Origin of the sequence: Metabacillus sp. 22489 (assembly GCF_052044855.1) — a bacterium.
GTDB classification, from domain to species: domain Bacteria; phylum Bacillota; class Bacilli; order Bacillales; family Bacillaceae; genus Metabacillus; species Metabacillus niabensis.
Window position 1 is genome coordinate 22731 of the sequence record NZ_JBQENT010000016.1, and the last position, 16299, is coordinate 39029.

Annotated in this window: 23 protein-coding genes; 9 read left to right on the forward strand and 14 right to left on the reverse strand. The window is 35.9% G+C overall.

Annotated elements, in window-relative coordinates; translation table 11 throughout:
• Positions 1-30 precede the first annotated feature (30 nt).
• Together ACTJJ9_RS11420 and ACTJJ9_RS11425 are read right to left on the reverse strand one after the other, a co-directional pair.
• Positions 31-414 carry a VOC family protein gene (locus ACTJJ9_RS11420; RefSeq protein ID WP_145580575.1) on the reverse strand — a complete coding sequence of 128 codons (384 nt, stop codon included), beginning with the start codon at positions 412-414 and terminating at the stop codon, positions 31-33.
• Between the two features lie 91 nt (positions 415-505).
• The gene (locus ACTJJ9_RS11425) at positions 506-784 is read right to left on the reverse strand and encodes a metalloregulator ArsR/SmtB family transcription factor (RefSeq protein ID WP_145580576.1); all 279 of its coding nucleotides are present in this window, start codon (positions 782-784) and stop codon (positions 506-508) included.
• 590 nt (positions 785-1374) lie between these two features.
• Here ACTJJ9_RS11425 and ACTJJ9_RS11430 point away from each other — a divergent pair.
• From ACTJJ9_RS11430 to ACTJJ9_RS11440, 3 genes are all read left to right on the forward strand, one after another.
• A complete protein-coding gene (locus tag ACTJJ9_RS11430) occupies positions 1375-1689 on the forward strand; it encodes an ArsR/SmtB family transcription factor (RefSeq protein ID WP_145580577.1) in 315 nt (104 codons plus the stop codon).
• 82 nt (positions 1690-1771) lie between these two features.
• The gene (locus ACTJJ9_RS11435; protein ID WP_145580528.1) at positions 1772-2200 is read left to right on the forward strand and encodes a DMT family transporter; all 429 of its coding nucleotides are present in this window, start codon (positions 1772-1774) and stop codon (positions 2198-2200) included.
• Between the two features lie 12 nt (positions 2201-2212).
• A complete protein-coding gene (locus tag ACTJJ9_RS11440) occupies positions 2213-2695 on the forward strand; it encodes a DMT family transporter (RefSeq protein WP_145580529.1) in 483 nt (160 codons plus the stop codon).
• Positions 2696-2908: 213 nt separating this feature from the next.
• Here the strand turns inward: ACTJJ9_RS11440 and ACTJJ9_RS11445 are convergent, their stop codons facing one another.
• From ACTJJ9_RS11445 to ACTJJ9_RS11475, 7 genes are all read right to left on the reverse strand, one after another.
• Positions 2909-3520, reverse strand: a complete 612-nt coding sequence (locus ACTJJ9_RS11445; protein ID WP_145580530.1) for a TetR/AcrR family transcriptional regulator — start codon at positions 3518-3520, stop codon at positions 2909-2911.
• A gap of 56 nt (positions 3521-3576) precedes the next feature.
• Positions 3577-4017 carry a VOC family protein gene (locus ACTJJ9_RS11450; RefSeq protein ID WP_440768666.1) on the reverse strand — a complete coding sequence of 147 codons (441 nt, stop codon included), beginning with the start codon at positions 4015-4017 and terminating at the stop codon, positions 3577-3579.
• Between the two features lie 267 nt (positions 4018-4284).
• On the reverse strand, positions 4285-5010 hold the full coding sequence (locus ACTJJ9_RS11455; protein ID WP_145580532.1) for a DUF2812 domain-containing protein: 726 nt from the start codon (positions 5008-5010) through the stop codon (positions 4285-4287).
• Positions 5007-5324 carry a PadR family transcriptional regulator gene (locus tag ACTJJ9_RS11460; RefSeq protein ID WP_145580533.1) on the reverse strand — a complete coding sequence of 106 codons (318 nt, stop codon included), beginning with the start codon at positions 5322-5324 and terminating at the stop codon, positions 5007-5009. Before ACTJJ9_RS11460 ends, ACTJJ9_RS11455 begins: the two co-directional genes overlap by 4 nt.
• Before the next feature lie 271 nt (positions 5325-5595).
• Complete coding sequence (locus tag ACTJJ9_RS11465; protein ID WP_145580534.1) at positions 5596-5727, reverse strand: anti-repressor SinI family protein; 132 nt, start codon at positions 5725-5727, stop codon at positions 5596-5598.
• Positions 5728-5939: 212 nt separating this feature from the next.
• Complete coding sequence (locus ACTJJ9_RS11470; protein WP_145580535.1) at positions 5940-6920, reverse strand: aldo/keto reductase; 981 nt, start codon at positions 6918-6920, stop codon at positions 5940-5942.
• A gap of 32 nt (positions 6921-6952) precedes the next feature.
• Entirely contained in the window at positions 6953-7231 is a 279-nt protein-coding gene (locus ACTJJ9_RS11475; protein ID WP_145580536.1) for an HPr family phosphocarrier protein, read from the reverse strand.
• A 183-nt stretch (positions 7232-7414) separates the two neighbouring features.
• Here ACTJJ9_RS11475 and ACTJJ9_RS11480 point away from each other — a divergent pair, with 183 nt between their 5' ends.
• Entirely contained in the window at positions 7415-8332 is a 918-nt protein-coding gene (locus ACTJJ9_RS11480; protein WP_095301180.1) for an AraC family transcriptional regulator, read from the forward strand.
• Positions 8333-8584: 252 nt separating this feature from the next.
• Here ACTJJ9_RS11480 and ACTJJ9_RS11485 read toward each other — a convergent pair whose 3' ends face one another.
• Positions 8585-9049: a phage tail protein gene (locus ACTJJ9_RS11485; RefSeq protein ID WP_145580537.1), complete on the reverse strand. Its 465-nt coding sequence runs from the start codon at positions 9047-9049 to the stop codon at positions 8585-8587.
• Between the two features lie 22 nt (positions 9050-9071).
• Positions 9072-9557, reverse strand: a complete 486-nt coding sequence (locus ACTJJ9_RS11490) for a GyrI-like domain-containing protein (protein WP_145580538.1) — start codon at positions 9555-9557, stop codon at positions 9072-9074.
• A 109-nt stretch (positions 9558-9666) separates the two neighbouring features.
• On the opposite strand from ACTJJ9_RS11490, the gene ACTJJ9_RS11495 reads away from it, so the two are divergent.
• Positions 9667-10629, forward strand: coding sequence for an HTH domain-containing protein (locus ACTJJ9_RS11495; protein WP_145580539.1), 963 nt, complete (start codon positions 9667-9669; stop codon positions 10627-10629).
• A 345-nt stretch (positions 10630-10974) separates the two neighbouring features.
• Here the strand turns inward: ACTJJ9_RS11495 and ACTJJ9_RS11500 are convergent, their stop codons facing one another.
• The gene (locus ACTJJ9_RS11500; protein ID WP_145580540.1) at positions 10975-11856 is read right to left on the reverse strand and encodes a LysR family transcriptional regulator; all 882 of its coding nucleotides are present in this window, start codon (positions 11854-11856) and stop codon (positions 10975-10977) included.
• Positions 11857-12073: 217 nt separating this feature from the next.
• On the opposite strand from ACTJJ9_RS11500, the gene ACTJJ9_RS11505 reads away from it, so the two are divergent.
• Positions 12074-12412: a VOC family protein gene (locus tag ACTJJ9_RS11505; RefSeq protein WP_145580541.1), complete on the forward strand. Its 339-nt coding sequence runs from the start codon at positions 12074-12076 to the stop codon at positions 12410-12412.
• A 254-nt stretch (positions 12413-12666) separates the two neighbouring features.
• Entirely contained in the window at positions 12667-13581 is a 915-nt protein-coding gene (locus ACTJJ9_RS11510; RefSeq protein WP_145580542.1) for an NADP-dependent oxidoreductase, read from the forward strand.
• A 305-nt stretch (positions 13582-13886) separates the two neighbouring features.
• Here ACTJJ9_RS11510 and ACTJJ9_RS11515 read toward each other — a convergent pair whose 3' ends face one another.
• Positions 13887-14282, reverse strand: a complete 396-nt coding sequence (locus ACTJJ9_RS11515) for a hypothetical protein (RefSeq protein ID WP_145580543.1) — start codon at positions 14280-14282, stop codon at positions 13887-13889.
• A 112-nt stretch (positions 14283-14394) separates the two neighbouring features.
• Complete coding sequence (locus tag ACTJJ9_RS11520; RefSeq protein ID WP_145580544.1) at positions 14395-14760, reverse strand: winged helix-turn-helix transcriptional regulator; 366 nt, start codon at positions 14758-14760, stop codon at positions 14395-14397.
• 148 nt (positions 14761-14908) lie between these two features.
• Between ACTJJ9_RS11520 and hxlA the strand changes: the two genes are divergently transcribed.
• The gene (hxlA, locus tag ACTJJ9_RS11525) at positions 14909-15550 is read left to right on the forward strand and encodes a 3-hexulose-6-phosphate synthase (protein ID WP_145580545.1); all 642 of its coding nucleotides are present in this window, start codon (positions 14909-14911) and stop codon (positions 15548-15550) included.
• Positions 15551-15561: 11 nt separating this feature from the next.
• Complete coding sequence (gene hxlB, locus ACTJJ9_RS11530; RefSeq protein WP_145580546.1) at positions 15562-16119, forward strand: 6-phospho-3-hexuloisomerase; 558 nt, start codon at positions 15562-15564, stop codon at positions 16117-16119.
• Positions 16120-16299: the final 180 nt, after the last annotated feature.

Genomic DNA, 16299 nt, shown 5'->3' on the forward strand with positions numbered 1-16299 from the left:
TTAGAAACTAATTCCTTTATCATAACGTTCCTACTGCTCTATCATCTGAATAAGGTTTCCGCATGTATCATCGAAGACAGCGATTGTAACATTACCCATTTTTGTTGGCTTCATCGTAAACTTTACGCCTTTTTCCACTAATTGCTCGTATTCTTTCTGAATATCTGCGACCCCAAACATTGTTACTGGAATCCCATCAGCAAATAGCTTCTGTTGATATTCCTTGGCAGCAGGGTGTTCATTAGGTTCTAGTAAAAGCTCGGTACCTTCTTGTTCGTCAGAAGAAACGAGTGTTATCCATCTATATGCCCCACTTGGAACATCATGCTTTTTTACAAAGCCAAGTGTTTTTGTATAAAACTCCAATGCTTTGTCTTGATCTTGAACGAATATACTAGTAATAATAATTTTCATCATATGTTTGCCTCCTTTGATTTTTGCGATATATAGTTCTCCTCTAATGATCTTGAGTACAAGTAGAAAAACTCATACATTCGTTATTAAATTACTCTACCCATCCTTTCAGCAAATTTTTAAGTGGTTCTTTGTTAAACATAAGTACTCGATATTTTCCTTTTCTTTTTGAGATGACGAGCCCTGCATCCTCCAACATATTAAGATGCTTCGTTATAGCTTGGCGCGTAATCGAAAGGTTATGCTTCATAACGAGACGTGCTGTGAGCTCATACAACGTCAGCTCGTTGCGTTCAGAAAGTTCATCTAAAATAAGCCGTCGAGTTGAGTCGCCAAGTGCTTTGAAAATAGCGTCTTTATCCAAATCCATAAGTCGATTATATGCAACTATTTGGTTGCTTGTCAACCGTAAGTAACTTTTTAGTTGCATGATAAACTTTAAAATTACATAAAAGTAGTTTGAACCATTTAAGGAAAATAAATTCTGAACACTTTCTTCTGCAACTAAACTGACATATTAACTTGAAATTACTGTTGATTGCCATTTACAGTCCAGATATCGTCTACCGGTAAAGGTTTCTACTATTTTCTTCGCACACTAATAAGGATTTATTCCTGAATTTCAGCTGCTCTGTTATATTGAATTTTTCAAATTATGAAGGTAAGCTCATGTATTTTCGGGGTATTAGAAGGCGTACTAAAAAAAGGAGGCCCCCACTTTTTTTTGAGAGGCCTTTGAGAATTTCTTGTATAAGAAGTCAAATCTATTTTAACATTTTGTCGAAGGATGTTCCACCGATTTTTGTTAAAAAGTAGGGCTGCTTATGCTGAGAAAGAATTTATATGTTATAACAATCTTATATACTAAACTCCACTTCCTTTAATATAGAAATGCTGCTATCATTTTTATTTTTCTTCTCAACTTGACATATCTAGAAATCTAGATATACAATTATGCCCATGGAACCTATTGATGTATTCAAGGCCTTATCTAACGAAACACGATTAAATATTTTAAAGTGGTTAAAGGAACCGGAGAAGCATTTCCCAAAACAAGGCGCTCATCTACCTAAGGAGGTAAGCTATAAAGGCGGAGTATGTGTTGGGGATATTCAGGAAAAAGCAAATGTTTCTCAATCTACCGTTTCTAGCTACTTAAACATGATGCAAAAAGCAGGTCTACTTGAATCAGTTCGTCATGGTCAATGGACCTATTACAGACGTAACGAAGAATTTATTGAACAGTTTGCTAAATATTTTAAAACAGAGATCTAATCTTTGTTGATTTCTGTTTTTTTTATTACTTTATATCTATTATTCTAGATATATAATTATATGAAAAAGGGGATATTACTCAATGCGTTTTATAGCATATTTTCTGGCCTTATTGGCTGGTGCAGCGCTTAGCTTTGAAGGAGCTATCTATGCTGAACTTGGAAAAACAATCGGACAAATAGAAACAAGTTTTTATAACTTCTTTATGGGCACTATCATTATGGGGCTATTGTGGCTCTTTTTTGGAAAAGGAAAGCTTTCCTATACATTTGAAGCACCTAAATGGTCATTACTTGGGGGTCTTTTAGGTGTTGTTTATTTAACCTCTATTGTTGTAAGTGTTCCATTCGTTGGTGTTGGGATATCCATGGTTGCTGTTATCATCGGGCAATTGGTAATGAGTATGGTTATAGAGCATTTTGGATGGCTTGGTAGCATGAAAACGAGGATTAATAAAGAAAAAATATTTGCCGTCATCTCAATGATTATCGCACTTATATTAATTAACTAGGAGGTTATAACTTTGGGTTTATTCATGATTTTATTCACATTGCTTGGCGGTATTACATTAAGCGCACAATCATCTATTAATGGTACATTTAGTCGAAAGGCAGGAACAATAGAAACAACATTTTTAACCTTCCTCACCGGAACGATGTTTCTTACGATTTTCATTTTATTTTTTGGCAGTGGAAATGTGTTCGCATTACTAGAAGCACCTAAATGGCAATTAAGTGCAGCATTTTTAGGAACTGCGTATTTACTTCTAACTGTCATGGCAGTACCAAAAATTGGGGTTATTGCAGCCAATATTGCTGCTATAGCTGGTCAACTTATAATTGGTGTCATCATTGATCATTTTGGATGGTTCAATAGTCTAGTTATTGAATTAGATGTTAAACGGGTTTTCGCGTTACTCTTTATGATAATTTCGCTTTATTTTATTTATAAAGGAAATAAACGCTCAAGAGAGGAAACAAAAGCAGAGAATGTTTCAATAACCTAATATGGTACACAAAAAAGATATAGAGAAAATACTAGGTTTCCAATTTGAAATAGGCTTTATGATGAAAAGGAAATCTTTGAAGAAAATGTTATAAGTAATATAACTAATTGAGGGTGACTCAAAAAGGTCTGACCCCTCCAAAAACCACTGATATATAGTAAACTAACCACATCATAGTCTATATATTATGTTTGAGGGGTCTGAACTTTGGTTTTAAGGTTTGTTACTTTTTTTTTCTGAGCTTTTTAACCCTTCCAATAGATTCGTGATTGTAGAAATTGTGTCTTCTAAGGAGTTTTTATCATCTGGATTATCTGCTATCCAAAGGGCTGCTTCATTCATTGCTCCCGACAGACAGTGAGTCATCGCATCAACAGACAGGAACGGCTTCAAATATCCTTGATTTTTCATATCCTGTAATTGCTCGCGTAAATGCCTCATTGAATTTTGTTCATCCATTAACCTAAAGATCTCCCATCCTAGAACTGCTGGACCATCAATAAGAAGGATTTTTAGGTTTTGTTCTTCAACTGCAGCTGATAAAAAGGCTTTACATCCAATTAATAACTGCTCCCACGGGTCTTCACTTTTTAATGCCTCTTGTTCAACCCGCTCCCCCACTTCCTTTTGTACTAGTTCAAAAATCGCTAAAAATAGTCCTTTTTTATTTTTAAAATGATGATAGAGAGCACCTCTAGTTAAATTTGTCTCTGTAACGATTTCTTCTAAAGCTGTGTTAGCAAATCCTTTTTCTGCAAAATGCTTTCTTGCAGTTGAAAGTAATTTTTGTACGGTTGCATCTGTTTCTATTTTATTTTTTCTCATAATTATGCCTACCTATATTGTGAGTTATTTATTAATTGCTTGATTGAATTCAGAAATTATTTCTCAGACCATATTTCCTCATTAAATTGAGAACGATACGTCTCATTAGGCGGTATGATTTGAATCACATCGATTAAAATGCCATTCGGGTCACACGTGATGAAATGTCTTTGACCAAAATCTTCGTCTTTCATCTCCTGGATGATGGGCAAGTTTTCACTAAGAATTAGTCTTTTATACTCGTCATCAACATTATCAACCTCAAAGTTAAATATCATTCCCTGTGCTGCTTTACGGTAATTTTCTGGAATCGTATGATGGTGACTATCAATAATAGCGAGCTCGTAAGGAATTGGATTTTCATTTATTTTTAAGCTTACATACCAATCTGATTTGAAAACAGGTGTAAATCCAAAATTCATTTCATAAAATTCGGTAGTCTCTTCTAATTTTTCGGATAAAATAACTGGATAAAAGCTATTAAGCAACACAACCATCTCCTTTTTTCGTTTGATTCATTTTAACATACATACAGTATGTATGTAAATAACTATTCATCTTCCTTTCGTTTACATAAGTGTTAAAAATGGCATGAGGTTATTCATTTGTTTGTCGTATTAGATATAAATATAGATAAAAAAAAGAGCGTATTCTCTCCCAATGGAAGATACACGCCCTTAGTAGATTAATAAGTACAGTTCGATAGACTATTATTAATCAATATCTCTTTAGATCATTTTGCATATTTGAGTCTTACTCATATACTACGCATTTTTTCCACTCAACTTTTGATAAAGGGACATTATGCTCCAAATAGCAGTTGGAAATGCCACTGCTCCAAGTATCATATATGCTAAGATGAAAACTGAACTGCTTGAGTCATCAACAACAAAGAAAATTAGAAAAGCAACGAAAAAAAGGAATAATATTGCTAAACTTTTTATAAGTGTGGTTAAGCCCTTTTTCCCCTCTGCTTTCCATTTATTATTGTATATTGCAAGCATAGTCCAAGAGGTCGGAATGGCAATGACACTAAGAATGCCAGCTATGATAGTAAGTGTCATTTGTAAAGAGCCTATGCTTATAAATGTTCCAAGCCATGCAAGTGCTGTTATAAATATTAGAGTTAATGCGAACCATTTTATCGCTCTTCCTGAGTTATCATGCTTTTCAACCAGTGTCTCACGATCACTATAAATAGGCTTTGTACCAGGCAATGCACGAAATAAGTGAACATCTCCTTCAGATGCAATATGCGTCCACCCAGAGGAAGAAAAAAAGTCAAAATACTCTTCTGCTTCCTTCTCGTTTATTGAACGATAATCGACACTATAGATAAAATCCATGCTTTTTCCTTTTTCAAGAATATACCCCATAAATTTAAAGTCACTGACATGCCAGCCTTTTAAAGAAAGTCTTCGTAATTTTTCCATATCCTTCTTCTCAGAAAAAGCTAACCCACCTGATATAACATACTTTGTTTGCCTCATTCTTCAACCTCCCTTAATCCCATTTCCGCAAAATTAATCATCAGCTTTCTTAGCTTCACATTTTCTTCCAATACTGCTTTCCCTTTCTCCGTAAGCAGATAGGTTTTTCGTCTAGGATCAGATTCATCATACAGATAAATCCACTCTTGTTTTAATAACTTCTTAATAATCGTATACATTGAAGCAGGGCCTATTGTTATTGCTCCTTTTGTTCGCTCTTCAATCAGGCTCATAATCGCGTAACCATGCCTAGGCTTAGTTAACGTAGCCATAATATAAAACATTGAATCTGTTAATTGCTCAGTTGTTTTCAACGAAACACCTCCTATATCTTTTTATGATATATCACTTTATGATACATTTGTTTAAATTCAATATATCACTTTATGATATATCTGTCTACAGCTATATCATAAAATGATACATTTATATGTGAAAAATTCTTGTAAGAATTAGGAGGGACTGCAGTATAAGCTTTGGCTAAATTTAATAATATGGTTTCCATTTACTTTCTACAACTAGGCCTCTTTAGCTGGCATCTACGATATCTAAGGTAAATAAAATTTCAACAAACTAAAAAAACCCTTATTCAGGGCTAGAAAATTGATTGAAGAAATCTTTAATTTCATCAATAGTTATACCAATCTCTAGTGCAGATAAAATTAAATCCTCCCACTCTTTGTCTAGTAGTATTATTTCATCTGATTTTTGATTCATATTTTCCCCTTAAATATATATTTAATATACATCTTTAAGGTGAATTATCGGATATCCTAATGTAAATATCAACCATTTTTGGTCGACAAATATTATTCCGTATTTCGTTAGATTTTTAGAAAATCGTACAGATGAAATGTCGTAATTCGTAATATTATTTAAAGTCAAAGTAAAGCGATACTTCGATAGTGATGTACCGCTCCCTTATCTTATTATTGAAATCCGACAATTTGGTGTGGGATATATGGCTCTTCTAAATATGTAACCTCTTCAGGTGTTAAACGAACAGAAAGCGCAGCAACAGCGTCTTCGAGATGAGATTTTTTTGTTGCCCCGATAATAGGAGCGGTTACTGGTTCTTTTTGCAATAACCAGGCAATGGCGATTTGAACACGCGGAACACCATGCTTTTCTGCAATTTCTGCAACACGTTCAACAATTACGTGATCCGCATCTGCAGTGGCATCATATTTAGATTTTTGCACTTGGTCAGTTTCAGAACGATGAGTTGATTCTGACCAATCACGAGTCAGCCTTCCTGAAGCGAGTGGGCTATAAGGAATAACGCCGATTTTTTCCTCTTTACAGAGCGGGAGCATTTCCCTTTCCTCTTCACGGTAAATTAGATTTAGGTGATTTTGCATTGAAACAAAACGAGTCCACCCGTTTTTCTCTGCTACATGTAAAGCCTTTAAAAATTGCCAAGAATGCATAGCAGAAGCACCTATATATCTTGCCTTTCCTGCTTTGACTACATCATGCAACGCTTCCATCGTTTCTTCAATTGGTGTATTGTAATCCCAGCGATGAATTTGATAAAGATCGACATAATCTGTTCCTAATCTTTTAAGGCTTTTATCAATTTCAGTCATTATCGCTTTACGGGAAAGGCCTCCACCGTTCGGACCTTGCTGCATTGGAAAATATACCTTTGTGGCGAGAACAATTTCATCTCGATTTGCATAGTCCTTTAAGGCTCTGCCAACAAATTCTTCACTTGTACCGTCAGAATAGACATTTGCTGTATCAAAGAAATTAATCCCTAAATCAAGAGCCTTTTTAATGATTGGACGTGTGTTTTCCTCATCAAGTACCCATGGATGAACCCAACGTGTTGCGTCACCAAAGCCCATACAGCCTAAACATATCCGGGAAACATCTAAACCTGTATTACCGAGTTTTACATATTCCATTTTAAGCTCCTCCATTTCAAATCAATATGGCTTCATTGCTCAGCTATCTCATTTTCACTCAACCAATATTCAATTTTTTTAAGTGCTTGATCCTCATCATCTCCCTCAACCTTTATTGTGATTTCAGAGCCTGGATTCATTCCAAGTGACATCACATCAATTATTGAATCTGGGGTGTTTTTTAAGTCAATGGACTTCTCTTCATATTCCAGCATTACCTTTGATGTGATTTTACAAGCGCCTTTGACTAATAGGGTTGCTGTACGAGCAAAATGAATATTGTTTTTTAGTGTATACTTTTTCTCGATCATATGCTTCGCTACCTTCAATGGGTGTTTATTTCTATCTATTGTAAATTATGAATGAAAAAAGATAGGAACCGTTATCAAAATCCTCTCAAATGATTGCCTAATCCTCTCACACTCCTTACTCAATTAAAATGGATAGATTATAATGAAAATAACAATAGATTGACGGAAATAAGGAGAATCGACATGTCAGAGAGAAGAGATGAACAGCAAAACGAGCTAGTCCAGCTGATTAAGCGGTATTCGAGTGAAGACGGTTGTCATGCAACTTGCATTCCATCACTATTTGTCATTAGTGAATCACATGTTACTGAGCCAGTTTATAGTGTATACAAACCATCCTTTTGTTTGATTGTTCAAGGGGAGAAGGAGGTTTTACTTGCGAAGGAAAGCTTTAAATATGGTCCAGGGGATTATCTTGTAGCATCCCTTGATTTACCAGTGACTGGACAAGTGATTAACGCGTCTTCAAACGCTCCGTATTTGGCGCTTAAGCTAGAATTTACACCAAGTCAAATCCTAGAGATTTTAGATGATGCTACGATTCAGGTTGGGCCAGAAAAACGTACAAATCGCGCTATGTTTGTTAGTCAGGTAGAAACATCTCTACTAGATGCAGTCATTCGATTAGCCCGCTTGCTCGACAATCCGAACGATATCCCTGTCCTTGCTCCGATCTTTACGAAGGAAATACTTTATCGGGTTTTACAGGGGCCATATGGGAGAATAGTAGAACAAATGGCCATAGAGGGAAGCTATACGTATCATATTAGAGAAGTAATTGAGTTCATCAAAAAAAATTATAACGAAACAATTCGTATCGAAGAACTTGCCGAAATAGCTAATATGAGCGTCTCCACACTTCATCGGCATTTTAAAGAAATCACTGCCATGAGCCCGATACAATTTCAAAAACATATAAAATTACAGGAAGCACGTAGAATATTGTTATCTGAAGCAACAGATGCTGCTGATGTTGCCTTTCGGGTAGGCTACGAAAGCCCATCACAATTCAGTCGCGAATATTCCCGGATGTTTGGTTTCCCACCTAAGGAGGATATCACCCGTCTGAGAAACAAATATGAGAAAAGAATGAATGCTTGATTCGTAGAGCAATGATTTTTCTGGTGATTTTACAAATTTATCGTTGAATTTAAAAAAGCGTCACCACTTACTGCAGTAACGCCATTTGATTAAAGACGCTTGCCTTATCTCCACTGCTCCAATGAACATTGGTGAAGATTCCCAAAGAAAATAGCTCTATCCAATCGGTTTTAATATCAAAGTGAAAGCTATTTTATTCCTAAGAGAGAAAATAGCTTTCACTCATATAAAATTGGTTGGCTTTTAATTATTTCAATATTCTCCTTTAATGACAAAAAATGAGCCCCGAATTGTTCCAGCTAGTTTAGATCTCTGCCTAGCAAACTTAAATTTCTCTTCTAACTCCTTTGGTACGTCCATCCCTTCAGAAAGCTTAAAACCAACGGCCCGCTTCTTAGGATCATCAACCGTATACATGACATTGACTGCAAGACCATCCTCATAAAAGACGTAGGCAAATTTGATATTTTCCACTTGAAAACGCGACGTTTCTAAAGGTTTGGCCGCAAACTCAATATCACGTTCTTCCTTCAAAATTCGGTTCACATAATCAAGTGTCTCTTGACTTTCGCTAGCTGGTACAACCGTAAATTCATGCTTGTATTTGTTCATAAAGTAACGGGCTTCATTCGCACGTAAACCAGCAAGTGCTTCTACTACAGGTGAAGATTCTAAACCAACTGTGGACACATTTTTAAAATCTACGATATATGACATTCCCATCCCTCCAATTAACTCTTTATTTCCTAACAACAGGAATCCAGATTTCGCCAAAAACTAAGCCGTTTCGCTGTCCCATCTCAACTATTGCATTTGGTCCACCAACATAGGCAAAATCCTTTGCTTCTGGCAAGACTTGCCCAAAGGCAATACCTGTAAGGATATTATTTAATTCTTCAGCCGTGTTCCCTTCACCTTTAACAATTAAGTATTCTCCTTTAGGAAATTGGATAACTCTTGCTTCCTCTGGTGCTGGTTCAGATACCTCTGTCATAACTCCAGCATAATGCATCATTTTGTTATTCACTGCTTCATTCACAGCAAAAACATAGTCATTTGTCGCTTTCGCTTTTAAAGCATCAAGTCTTCCATCTTTGGTGAAGGCCTTCCAAAAGTCTGCCTTTTCCTTGTTAATCCCAGCATAGTCTGTGTAGTCACTCTTAAGCTCAATTCCAAAACCTAAAACGATAAAGCTGTCTTTTTCTACTAAAGTATAATTTGTCATATTTAAAACCTTCCTCTTCTTTTAATGTTCAAATGACTTGTATTCATCACTTGATAGCTCTATCATAAACTTAAATCATGTCAAAAAATGATACTGTTTAGGAGGCCAAATGAAAAAAGTTGAACGGATTAATACGATTATGCGTTATATCAACAACCGCTCCCACTTTACAATTTCCGAAATCATGCAAGAATTTAATATCTCTCGTTCGACAGCAATAAGAGATATTAGAGAGATTGAGGCCATGGGGATGCCACTTGTCGCTGAAGTCGGAAGGGATGGGGGTTATTCTGTCATGCACAACTCTGTCCTTCCAGAGGTTCGCTTTACTGATAATGAGGTCAAGGCTCTTTTTATTGCCTTTATGGCCACAAGAAATCAACAGCTCCCCTTTTTAAAGAGTCGACATTCTTTAGCTGAAAAATTATTAGGCATGATCTCAGAAAACCAGCAGGATGACCTTGTTCTTTTAAATCAACTCTTACTATTTGAAGGAACTAACCCAAATAATCCCGACCTCCTTGATTTATCAGACCTGCCACATCCGATGTTAGAAAAACTCATCCAAATCCTTCTCTTAGACAGCTATTTATTGATTACCATTGAAGAAGAGAAGATATTAAAGTCTTATCCGATCTATCTTCTGCACCTCTATCATGAAAAAAGCCTTTGGCTGATTGAAGGCTTTGACTTAAAGGAAGAAAAAAAGCGGATTTTTCCTGTCGACAATCTCACAAGTGTCAAACCCTACAAGACAAAAGAAAGATTAAGTAAGAAAAAGATTTTAGAAAAGCTTAGTAAGCAGGAAGAAAGAATCAACCTTGTACTTGAACTTGGTCCAAAAGCGATTGCCCAGTTCAAAAAGTACCATCCTTTTAAAGTATCTATTTCCTATACTAATCCTTACCAAACAACAGCCCTTTTAAAAACTTTTATTAATATAAATAAGCCTGAAGAATTGAGCGAAATGACAAATTGGCTACTTTTCCTAGGTGAGGACATCAAGGTCAGAGAAGTTCCAGAAGAAGTTTTAGAAGGTTTAAAAGAGAGAATTTGCATATATGGCCCATAAGTAATGGTTAGCATAATGAAGTTGATTTCATTTTTAGAAAACATATCACTAAAAACACCTATAAAATAAAATGGCGATACTTTGTTATCGATGTATCGCCTACGTTGTACAAGCATTAATATAAAGATTACTACAACATCACTTTGCTACTACTGACCAATTGTTGTGATTTGTTTACATCAAATTTAAATATATTGACGATTTTGAGAAAATCACTTATTTTTTATCGTATATCTATTAGATAGGCATGGAAGTTAATAAGGAAAACAGCCACATTAATCCTTTTCTTCTGGTTCCACATATTAGAGCTTTAGGTTCATAAGGTTCGAATCGAATTTAAGGATATTACATCGGTAAATCAGTAAAGCTCTGGACAAAAAACTCCCGAAACTTACGTTCAGCCTCTGACATATATTTCCCTTCAAGCCATGCGATTTGGTATGTACGCTCACAAGTAGGGTTATTGATGTGTAGTAAATGAAATGAATTGTCTATTTTTTCAATTAAAGTTCCCGGCATAAAAGCAACGCCAATTCCCATCCGGATGAAATGACCTACTGCAGAATGTTCGTCAACCTCACAAATTATATTCGGAGTAAATCCTGCTTTTTGACAAAATTCATCCGTCATTTCTCTAAATGGGTTCCCTTTCTTTATACATATAAAAGGATCATCAGCCAATTCACTCAAGTCTATGCTTCTCAAATTAGCAAATCGATGAGTTTGAGGAACAGCTAAAAATATTTCTTCTGTGAGAAAGGACAATCCCTCTATTCCCGACTGCTCAATGGGAGGGAATGTGATACAAAAATCGATTTCACCATTTCGAAGCTGTTGTACCTTTTCCCTCTCTGAAGCTTGTGTGATTTGAAGTTTGACATCAGGGTGTGAGGATATAAAAGAACCTATTACATCAGAAAAGCATTTATGAGTTGTTGTCGCTAAAAAAACACGCCCTCTTTCAATTTTCGCAAGATCTTCAACCTCTCTTCGTCCCTCTTCAAGCAACATAAGTGCCATTTCCACTTTCTTCAAATACACTTTTCCAAATGAGCTAAGTCGAATGTTTCTTCCTTTACGCTCAAATAATGGTACACCTAAATCCTCTTCTAACCTTGCGATAGTTTTGCTGAGGGCAGGCTGAGCGATGCGAAGCTCTTGTGCTGCCTTTGTCATATGTTCCAACTTAGCGACTTTTAGAAAATAATGCAGTTGCAGTAGTTCCAAGTACCTCATTCCTCCATTCATATACTCAAGTATATAGATTCATATATTAATATGTCTTTTTATTTATTAATAATCAATTATAGAATATAACATGTAAGTAATAAAATGCTTTCAAAGTTTTTAGTTGGTTATCCTTTTTGGATGTATTGGGAGAGCATTTATTTAAAGTGAATTAAGTATTATGAATATAAATCAAAGAAAGGGAGTGTAGTAACCTTTGAAACTAAATCATATCAATCTAACGGTCACTGATGTTAGTGCTGCCCGGGAGTTTTTAGAGAAATATTTTAACCTACAAACAAAGAGTATCCATGGTGATTCATTCGCAGTTCTGTTAGACGAAGATGGATTATTGCTCGCTTTGATGAAAGGTACCCAAGTCAATTATCCAAAGTCCTTTCATATAGGTTTTTCACAGGAGAGCGAAGAACGGGTGAACGAGATCTATCAACACTTGAAGAATGATGGATTTGATGTAAAACCACCAAAAAGAGCTCATCGCTGGACTTTCTATGTTAAAGCACCAGGTGGGTTCACCATCGAGGTTTTTTATTAAGACATTCAATTATCACACAATAGCAAAAGATGTTCATTCGTAATCCTAGGATTCTATTTAAATTTAATATCATTATGAAGGGACAAAATATTTATGAATAAAGTTCAGACGATTCTTTCGCTTAACCTGTTTAATCGAGAAATAGACATTTTATATTTCAAACAACTTGATGAAAATAAAATCCTTAATTCAATTGATATTCAATCGTTTTTCCCCATTCTCTGTAACCCTTCATCTGTAAGGAGGTCATTAGCATGAAAGCCGCTGCAATTTCTACTTTTGGTCCTCCAAATGTTTTGCAAGTAATGGATTTTGATAAACCTCATGCTGGTGCAGGACAGATTCGGGTCAAGGTCAAAGCTGCTGGAATCCAGCCATTCGACTTAGCCGTTCGTAGTAGTGGCTGGGTACCACCAGGTATGGAGATAAGGTATCCACAGATTCTCGGGAACGAGTTCGCTGGAATTATTGATCAAGTCGGAGAGATGGTTACTGACTTCTCTATCGGCAATGAAGTCCTTGGATGGGCTTTACTAGCATGCTATGCAGAATATGTGGTGGTTAACGTTGACCAGATTGTGCATAAGCCAAAGAACATGTCTTGGGAGGAGGCAGGTGCACTAACAGCCTCTGGTCAAACCGCACATACCGCTTTACAGGAACTTGGCGTTAACAAGGGGGACACTATATTAATTCACGCTGCAGCTGGTGGAGTTGGTACATTTGCAGTACAACTGGCTAAGGCATGGGGAGCAACTGTCATCGGCACCGCAAGTAAACGCAACCACGAATACCTTCGAAAGCTAGGTGCGATCCCAGTCACTTATGGAGATGATCTTGCCAACAGAGTCCGTGCGTTAGCACCTAATGGTGTTGACGTAGCCTTTGATGCTGCTGGGGACGATGCTCTTCTCGAATCGCTGGAACTTGTCGAAAACAAAGAACGGATCGGCACGATTGTTGCATTCAATCTTGCAGAGGAGCTTTGTGTTCGCCCTATACGGAGCAAGAGGTCAGTAACTCGGCTTACTGAACTAGTGGACCTATACTCACAAGGAAAATTACAGATCCATATTAGGAAGACATTCCCCCTACACAAGGCCGCAGATGCCCATCGAGAGATTGAGAGTGGCCATGGCCGAGGAAAAGTGGTTCTTACAATTGGATAAAAATAATGCAATAACGGATTTAGGGGCATTTTGGAGAGGCTTCTCACAATTAAGCGATAAGTCTCCTTTTTATCACTTTTTTATTACTCTCTTAACAAAGATGGAATTGTTGAAATCTGAACTGCACTTCCGGTTCATAGGTCCTCTCCACCTATTTTTTTAAGAAACTTCTACTGTGAACCTTTACTTTCTTTTTAGGATTCATGGTTTCTTTCGTTTATTGCATCACATCTTATTCTATGTCTGGGAGAATGCAAGATGAGTGATTCCTAGTACAGCTTTAGTTAAGGATTTACTGCTACTCGTTATTTAATTTTCTCAATCTTTATTACCCATTTATAAAAATTCAAGACAAGCATTAGTAAAAAAGGATTTGCTAGTACTGAATACCATATCGTCCACCATCCATAGTTAAAATAGCCCCATGGCTCTGGCAGCAAAGCAATCATTTCATAAACAATCATGAATAGTACCCAATAAAAATAATACATAGCATGTTTAAACAATGTAGTGCCAAAAGGATACCAATTTAAAAACATCATATTTACGGGTGGAATAATCAATGTAAGGGTAAGCAATGATTCCCATTCAATCCCTTTTGAAAAATACCAATAACCGTGGTATTTTTGGTCAATATATAAATCTGCAAGTCCTTGAATGAATTTGTTAACTAATATGACATTTTTTTCTAAATACGACATTTCTTTTTATTAAGTGCAAAAAACTAAAACTCTAACTTCTTGAGCAGCATAATGTCAAATCTAAAAAAACTAAGTAATGTAAATCTCATTACTTAGTACTTTTATGGACAAATTATTCAATAGCATCCTCAATGAAGGTAGTGTGCTCTAAGTATTTTTTCCGATAATTCTTTCCCCATTCATACATCGACTCTAAGATAGGCATTAATGTTTTCCCCTGGTCTGTAAGCGAGTATTCTACTTTCGGTGGTACAACTGGGTATACTTCTCGGTGGACAATTAAATCAGCTTCAAGTTCTCTTAACTGATTGACTAACATACGTTGAGTAATTCCTGGAATTAATGATTTTATTTGGTTAAAGCGAAGTATTCCATCCTTTCCTAAATGCCACATGATCAACATCTTCCATTTTCCACCAATGACATTTAATGTTAGTTCTTTTTCGCAATTAAATACCTTCTCATCAAAACGGCTCATTAAATTCCTCCTTTACTTACTACTTTTACACTTAGTATCTTTTTAGACACTATATGATTTAAAAGTGCGTACTTTTATTCTTGAACAATTCAAATATAATTGAAACTGCAAGAAAATACAAACAACTAAAATATAAGGAGGAATCATAATGGAATTACAATTAGCATTAGATTTAGTGAATATTGAAGAAGCAAAACAAATAGTAGGTGAAGTTCAGGACTACATTGATATTGTTGAAATTGGTACTCCTGTCATTATTAACGAAGGACTTAGAGCTGTAAAAGAAATAAAAGAAGCATTCCCTTCCCTTACTGTTTTAGCAGACCTGAAAGTTATGGATGCTGGTGGTTATGAAGTCATGAAGGCTTCTGAAGCAGGTGCTGGAATTGTAACAATTCTTGGAGCAACAGATGATGCAACAATTAAAGGTGCTGTAGAAGAAGCGAAAAAACATGGAACAAAAATCTTAGTAGATATGATTAATGTAAAAGATATTGAAAAACGTGCCAAAGAAATCGATGCTCTTGGTGTTGACTATATTTGTGTACATACAGGATACGATCTTCAAGCAGTTGGAGAAAATTCCTTTGAGCAATTACGTACAATCAAGGGTGTTGTTTCAAACGCAAAAACTGCTGTAGCCGGTGGTATTAAGTTAGAAACATTACCAGAAGTCATTGCAGCCGGGCCTGATTTAGTTATTGTTGGTGGTGGAATTACAGGTAAAGAAGATAAAAAAGCAGTCGCAGCAGAAATGCAAAAATTAGTAAAAGAAGCTACTTTAGTATAAAGGGCTAGCATATGGAAACATCTTATTATCTATCAAAAGTACTGGAAGAATTAAATCATTCTGCTCAATTTATAACCGATGCTGATGCTGAGAATCTAGTGAAAGCAATAAGATCCTCGAAAAAAGTATTTGTTGCAGGTGCGGGGCGTTCAGGATTTATGGGTAAGTCATTTGCCATGAGAATGATGCATATGGGAATAGATTCATATGTTGTCGGTGAAACAGTTACCGCTAATATCACCGAAAATGATTTACTTATTATTGCTTCAGGATCTGGAGAAACAAAAAGCTTAGTTTCAATGTCTGAGAAAGCAAAAAGTTATGGAGCTAAAGTGGCTGTTGTAACAATTAATCCTGAATCGACAATTGGAAATCTAGCTGATATTGTTGTAAAAATGCCTGGTTCACCTAAAGACCAAGAAACTAGTAAGTATCAAACCATTCAACCAATGGCATCGCTTTTTGAACAAACCCTGTTACTATTTTTTGATTCAATCATTTTGAGATATATGGAATTAGAGGGATTGAATTCTGATTCCATGTTTAGTAGGCACGCTAACCTGGAATAACGGATTTTATACTTAAGCAGAGAGGGATTTTTTACCTTTCTGCTTTTACTTCCCTTTATGTTTCCCATTAGCACGAGTAGTAATTGATTTGCTAAATTAAAAGTACGATCCTTCTTAACCTATTTTATTCAAAATATCTTACCCGAAGGAAAGAATCAACATTGGTTAATTTTAAATGGA

What these genes read in the sequence shown, in the direction of transcription:
- ACTJJ9_RS11435 (WP_145580528.1), top strand. Translation starts at nt 1,772, where the DNA reads ATGCGTTTTATAGCATATTTTCTGGCCTTATTGGCTGGTGCAGCGCTT.
- ACTJJ9_RS11465 (WP_145580534.1), bottom strand. Translation starts at nt 5,727, where the DNA reads ATGAATCAAAAATCAGATGAAATAATACTACTAGACAAAGAGTGGGAG.
- hxlA (WP_145580545.1), top strand. Translation starts at nt 14,909, where the DNA reads ATGGAATTACAATTAGCATTAGATTTAGTGAATATTGAAGAAGCAAAA.
- ACTJJ9_RS11425 (WP_145580576.1), bottom strand. Translation starts at nt 784, where the DNA reads ATGGATTTGGATAAAGACGCTATTTTCAAAGCACTTGGCGACTCAACT.
- hxlB (WP_145580546.1), top strand. Translation starts at nt 15,562, where the DNA reads ATGGAAACATCTTATTATCTATCAAAAGTACTGGAAGAATTAAATCAT.
- ACTJJ9_RS11515 (WP_145580543.1), bottom strand. Translation starts at nt 14,282, where the DNA reads ATGTCGTATTTAGAAAAAAATGTCATATTAGTTAACAAATTCATTCAA.
- ACTJJ9_RS11420 (WP_145580575.1), bottom strand. Translation starts at nt 414, where the DNA reads ATGAAAATTATTATTACTAGTATATTCGTTCAAGATCAAGACAAAGCA.
- ACTJJ9_RS11430 (WP_145580577.1), top strand. Translation starts at nt 1,375, where the DNA reads ATGGAACCTATTGATGTATTCAAGGCCTTATCTAACGAAACACGATTA.
- ACTJJ9_RS11450 (WP_440768666.1), bottom strand. Translation starts at nt 4,017, where the DNA reads ATGGTTGTGTTGCTTAATAGCTTTTATCCAGTTATTTTATCCGAAAAA.
- ACTJJ9_RS11470 (WP_145580535.1), bottom strand. Translation starts at nt 6,920, where the DNA reads ATGGAATATGTAAAACTCGGTAATACAGGTTTAGATGTTTCCCGGATA.
- ACTJJ9_RS11445 (WP_145580530.1), bottom strand. Translation starts at nt 3,520, where the DNA reads ATGAGAAAAAATAAAATAGAAACAGATGCAACCGTACAAAAATTACTT.
- ACTJJ9_RS11495 (WP_145580539.1), top strand. Translation starts at nt 9,667, where the DNA reads ATGAAAAAAGTTGAACGGATTAATACGATTATGCGTTATATCAACAAC.
- ACTJJ9_RS11485 (WP_145580537.1), bottom strand. Translation starts at nt 9,049, where the DNA reads ATGTCATATATCGTAGATTTTAAAAATGTGTCCACAGTTGGTTTAGAA.
- ACTJJ9_RS11520 (WP_145580544.1), bottom strand. Translation starts at nt 14,760, where the DNA reads ATGAGCCGTTTTGATGAGAAGGTATTTAATTGCGAAAAAGAACTAACA.
- ACTJJ9_RS11490 (WP_145580538.1), bottom strand. Translation starts at nt 9,557, where the DNA reads ATGACAAATTATACTTTAGTAGAAAAAGACAGCTTTATCGTTTTAGGT.
- ACTJJ9_RS11510 (WP_145580542.1), top strand. Translation starts at nt 12,667, where the DNA reads ATGAAAGCCGCTGCAATTTCTACTTTTGGTCCTCCAAATGTTTTGCAA.
- ACTJJ9_RS11475 (WP_145580536.1), bottom strand. Translation starts at nt 7,231, where the DNA reads ATGATCGAGAAAAAGTATACACTAAAAAACAATATTCATTTTGCTCGT.
- ACTJJ9_RS11455 (WP_145580532.1), bottom strand. Translation starts at nt 5,010, where the DNA reads ATGAGGCAAACAAAGTATGTTATATCAGGTGGGTTAGCTTTTTCTGAG.
- ACTJJ9_RS11480 (WP_095301180.1), top strand. Translation starts at nt 7,415, where the DNA reads ATGTCAGAGAGAAGAGATGAACAGCAAAACGAGCTAGTCCAGCTGATT.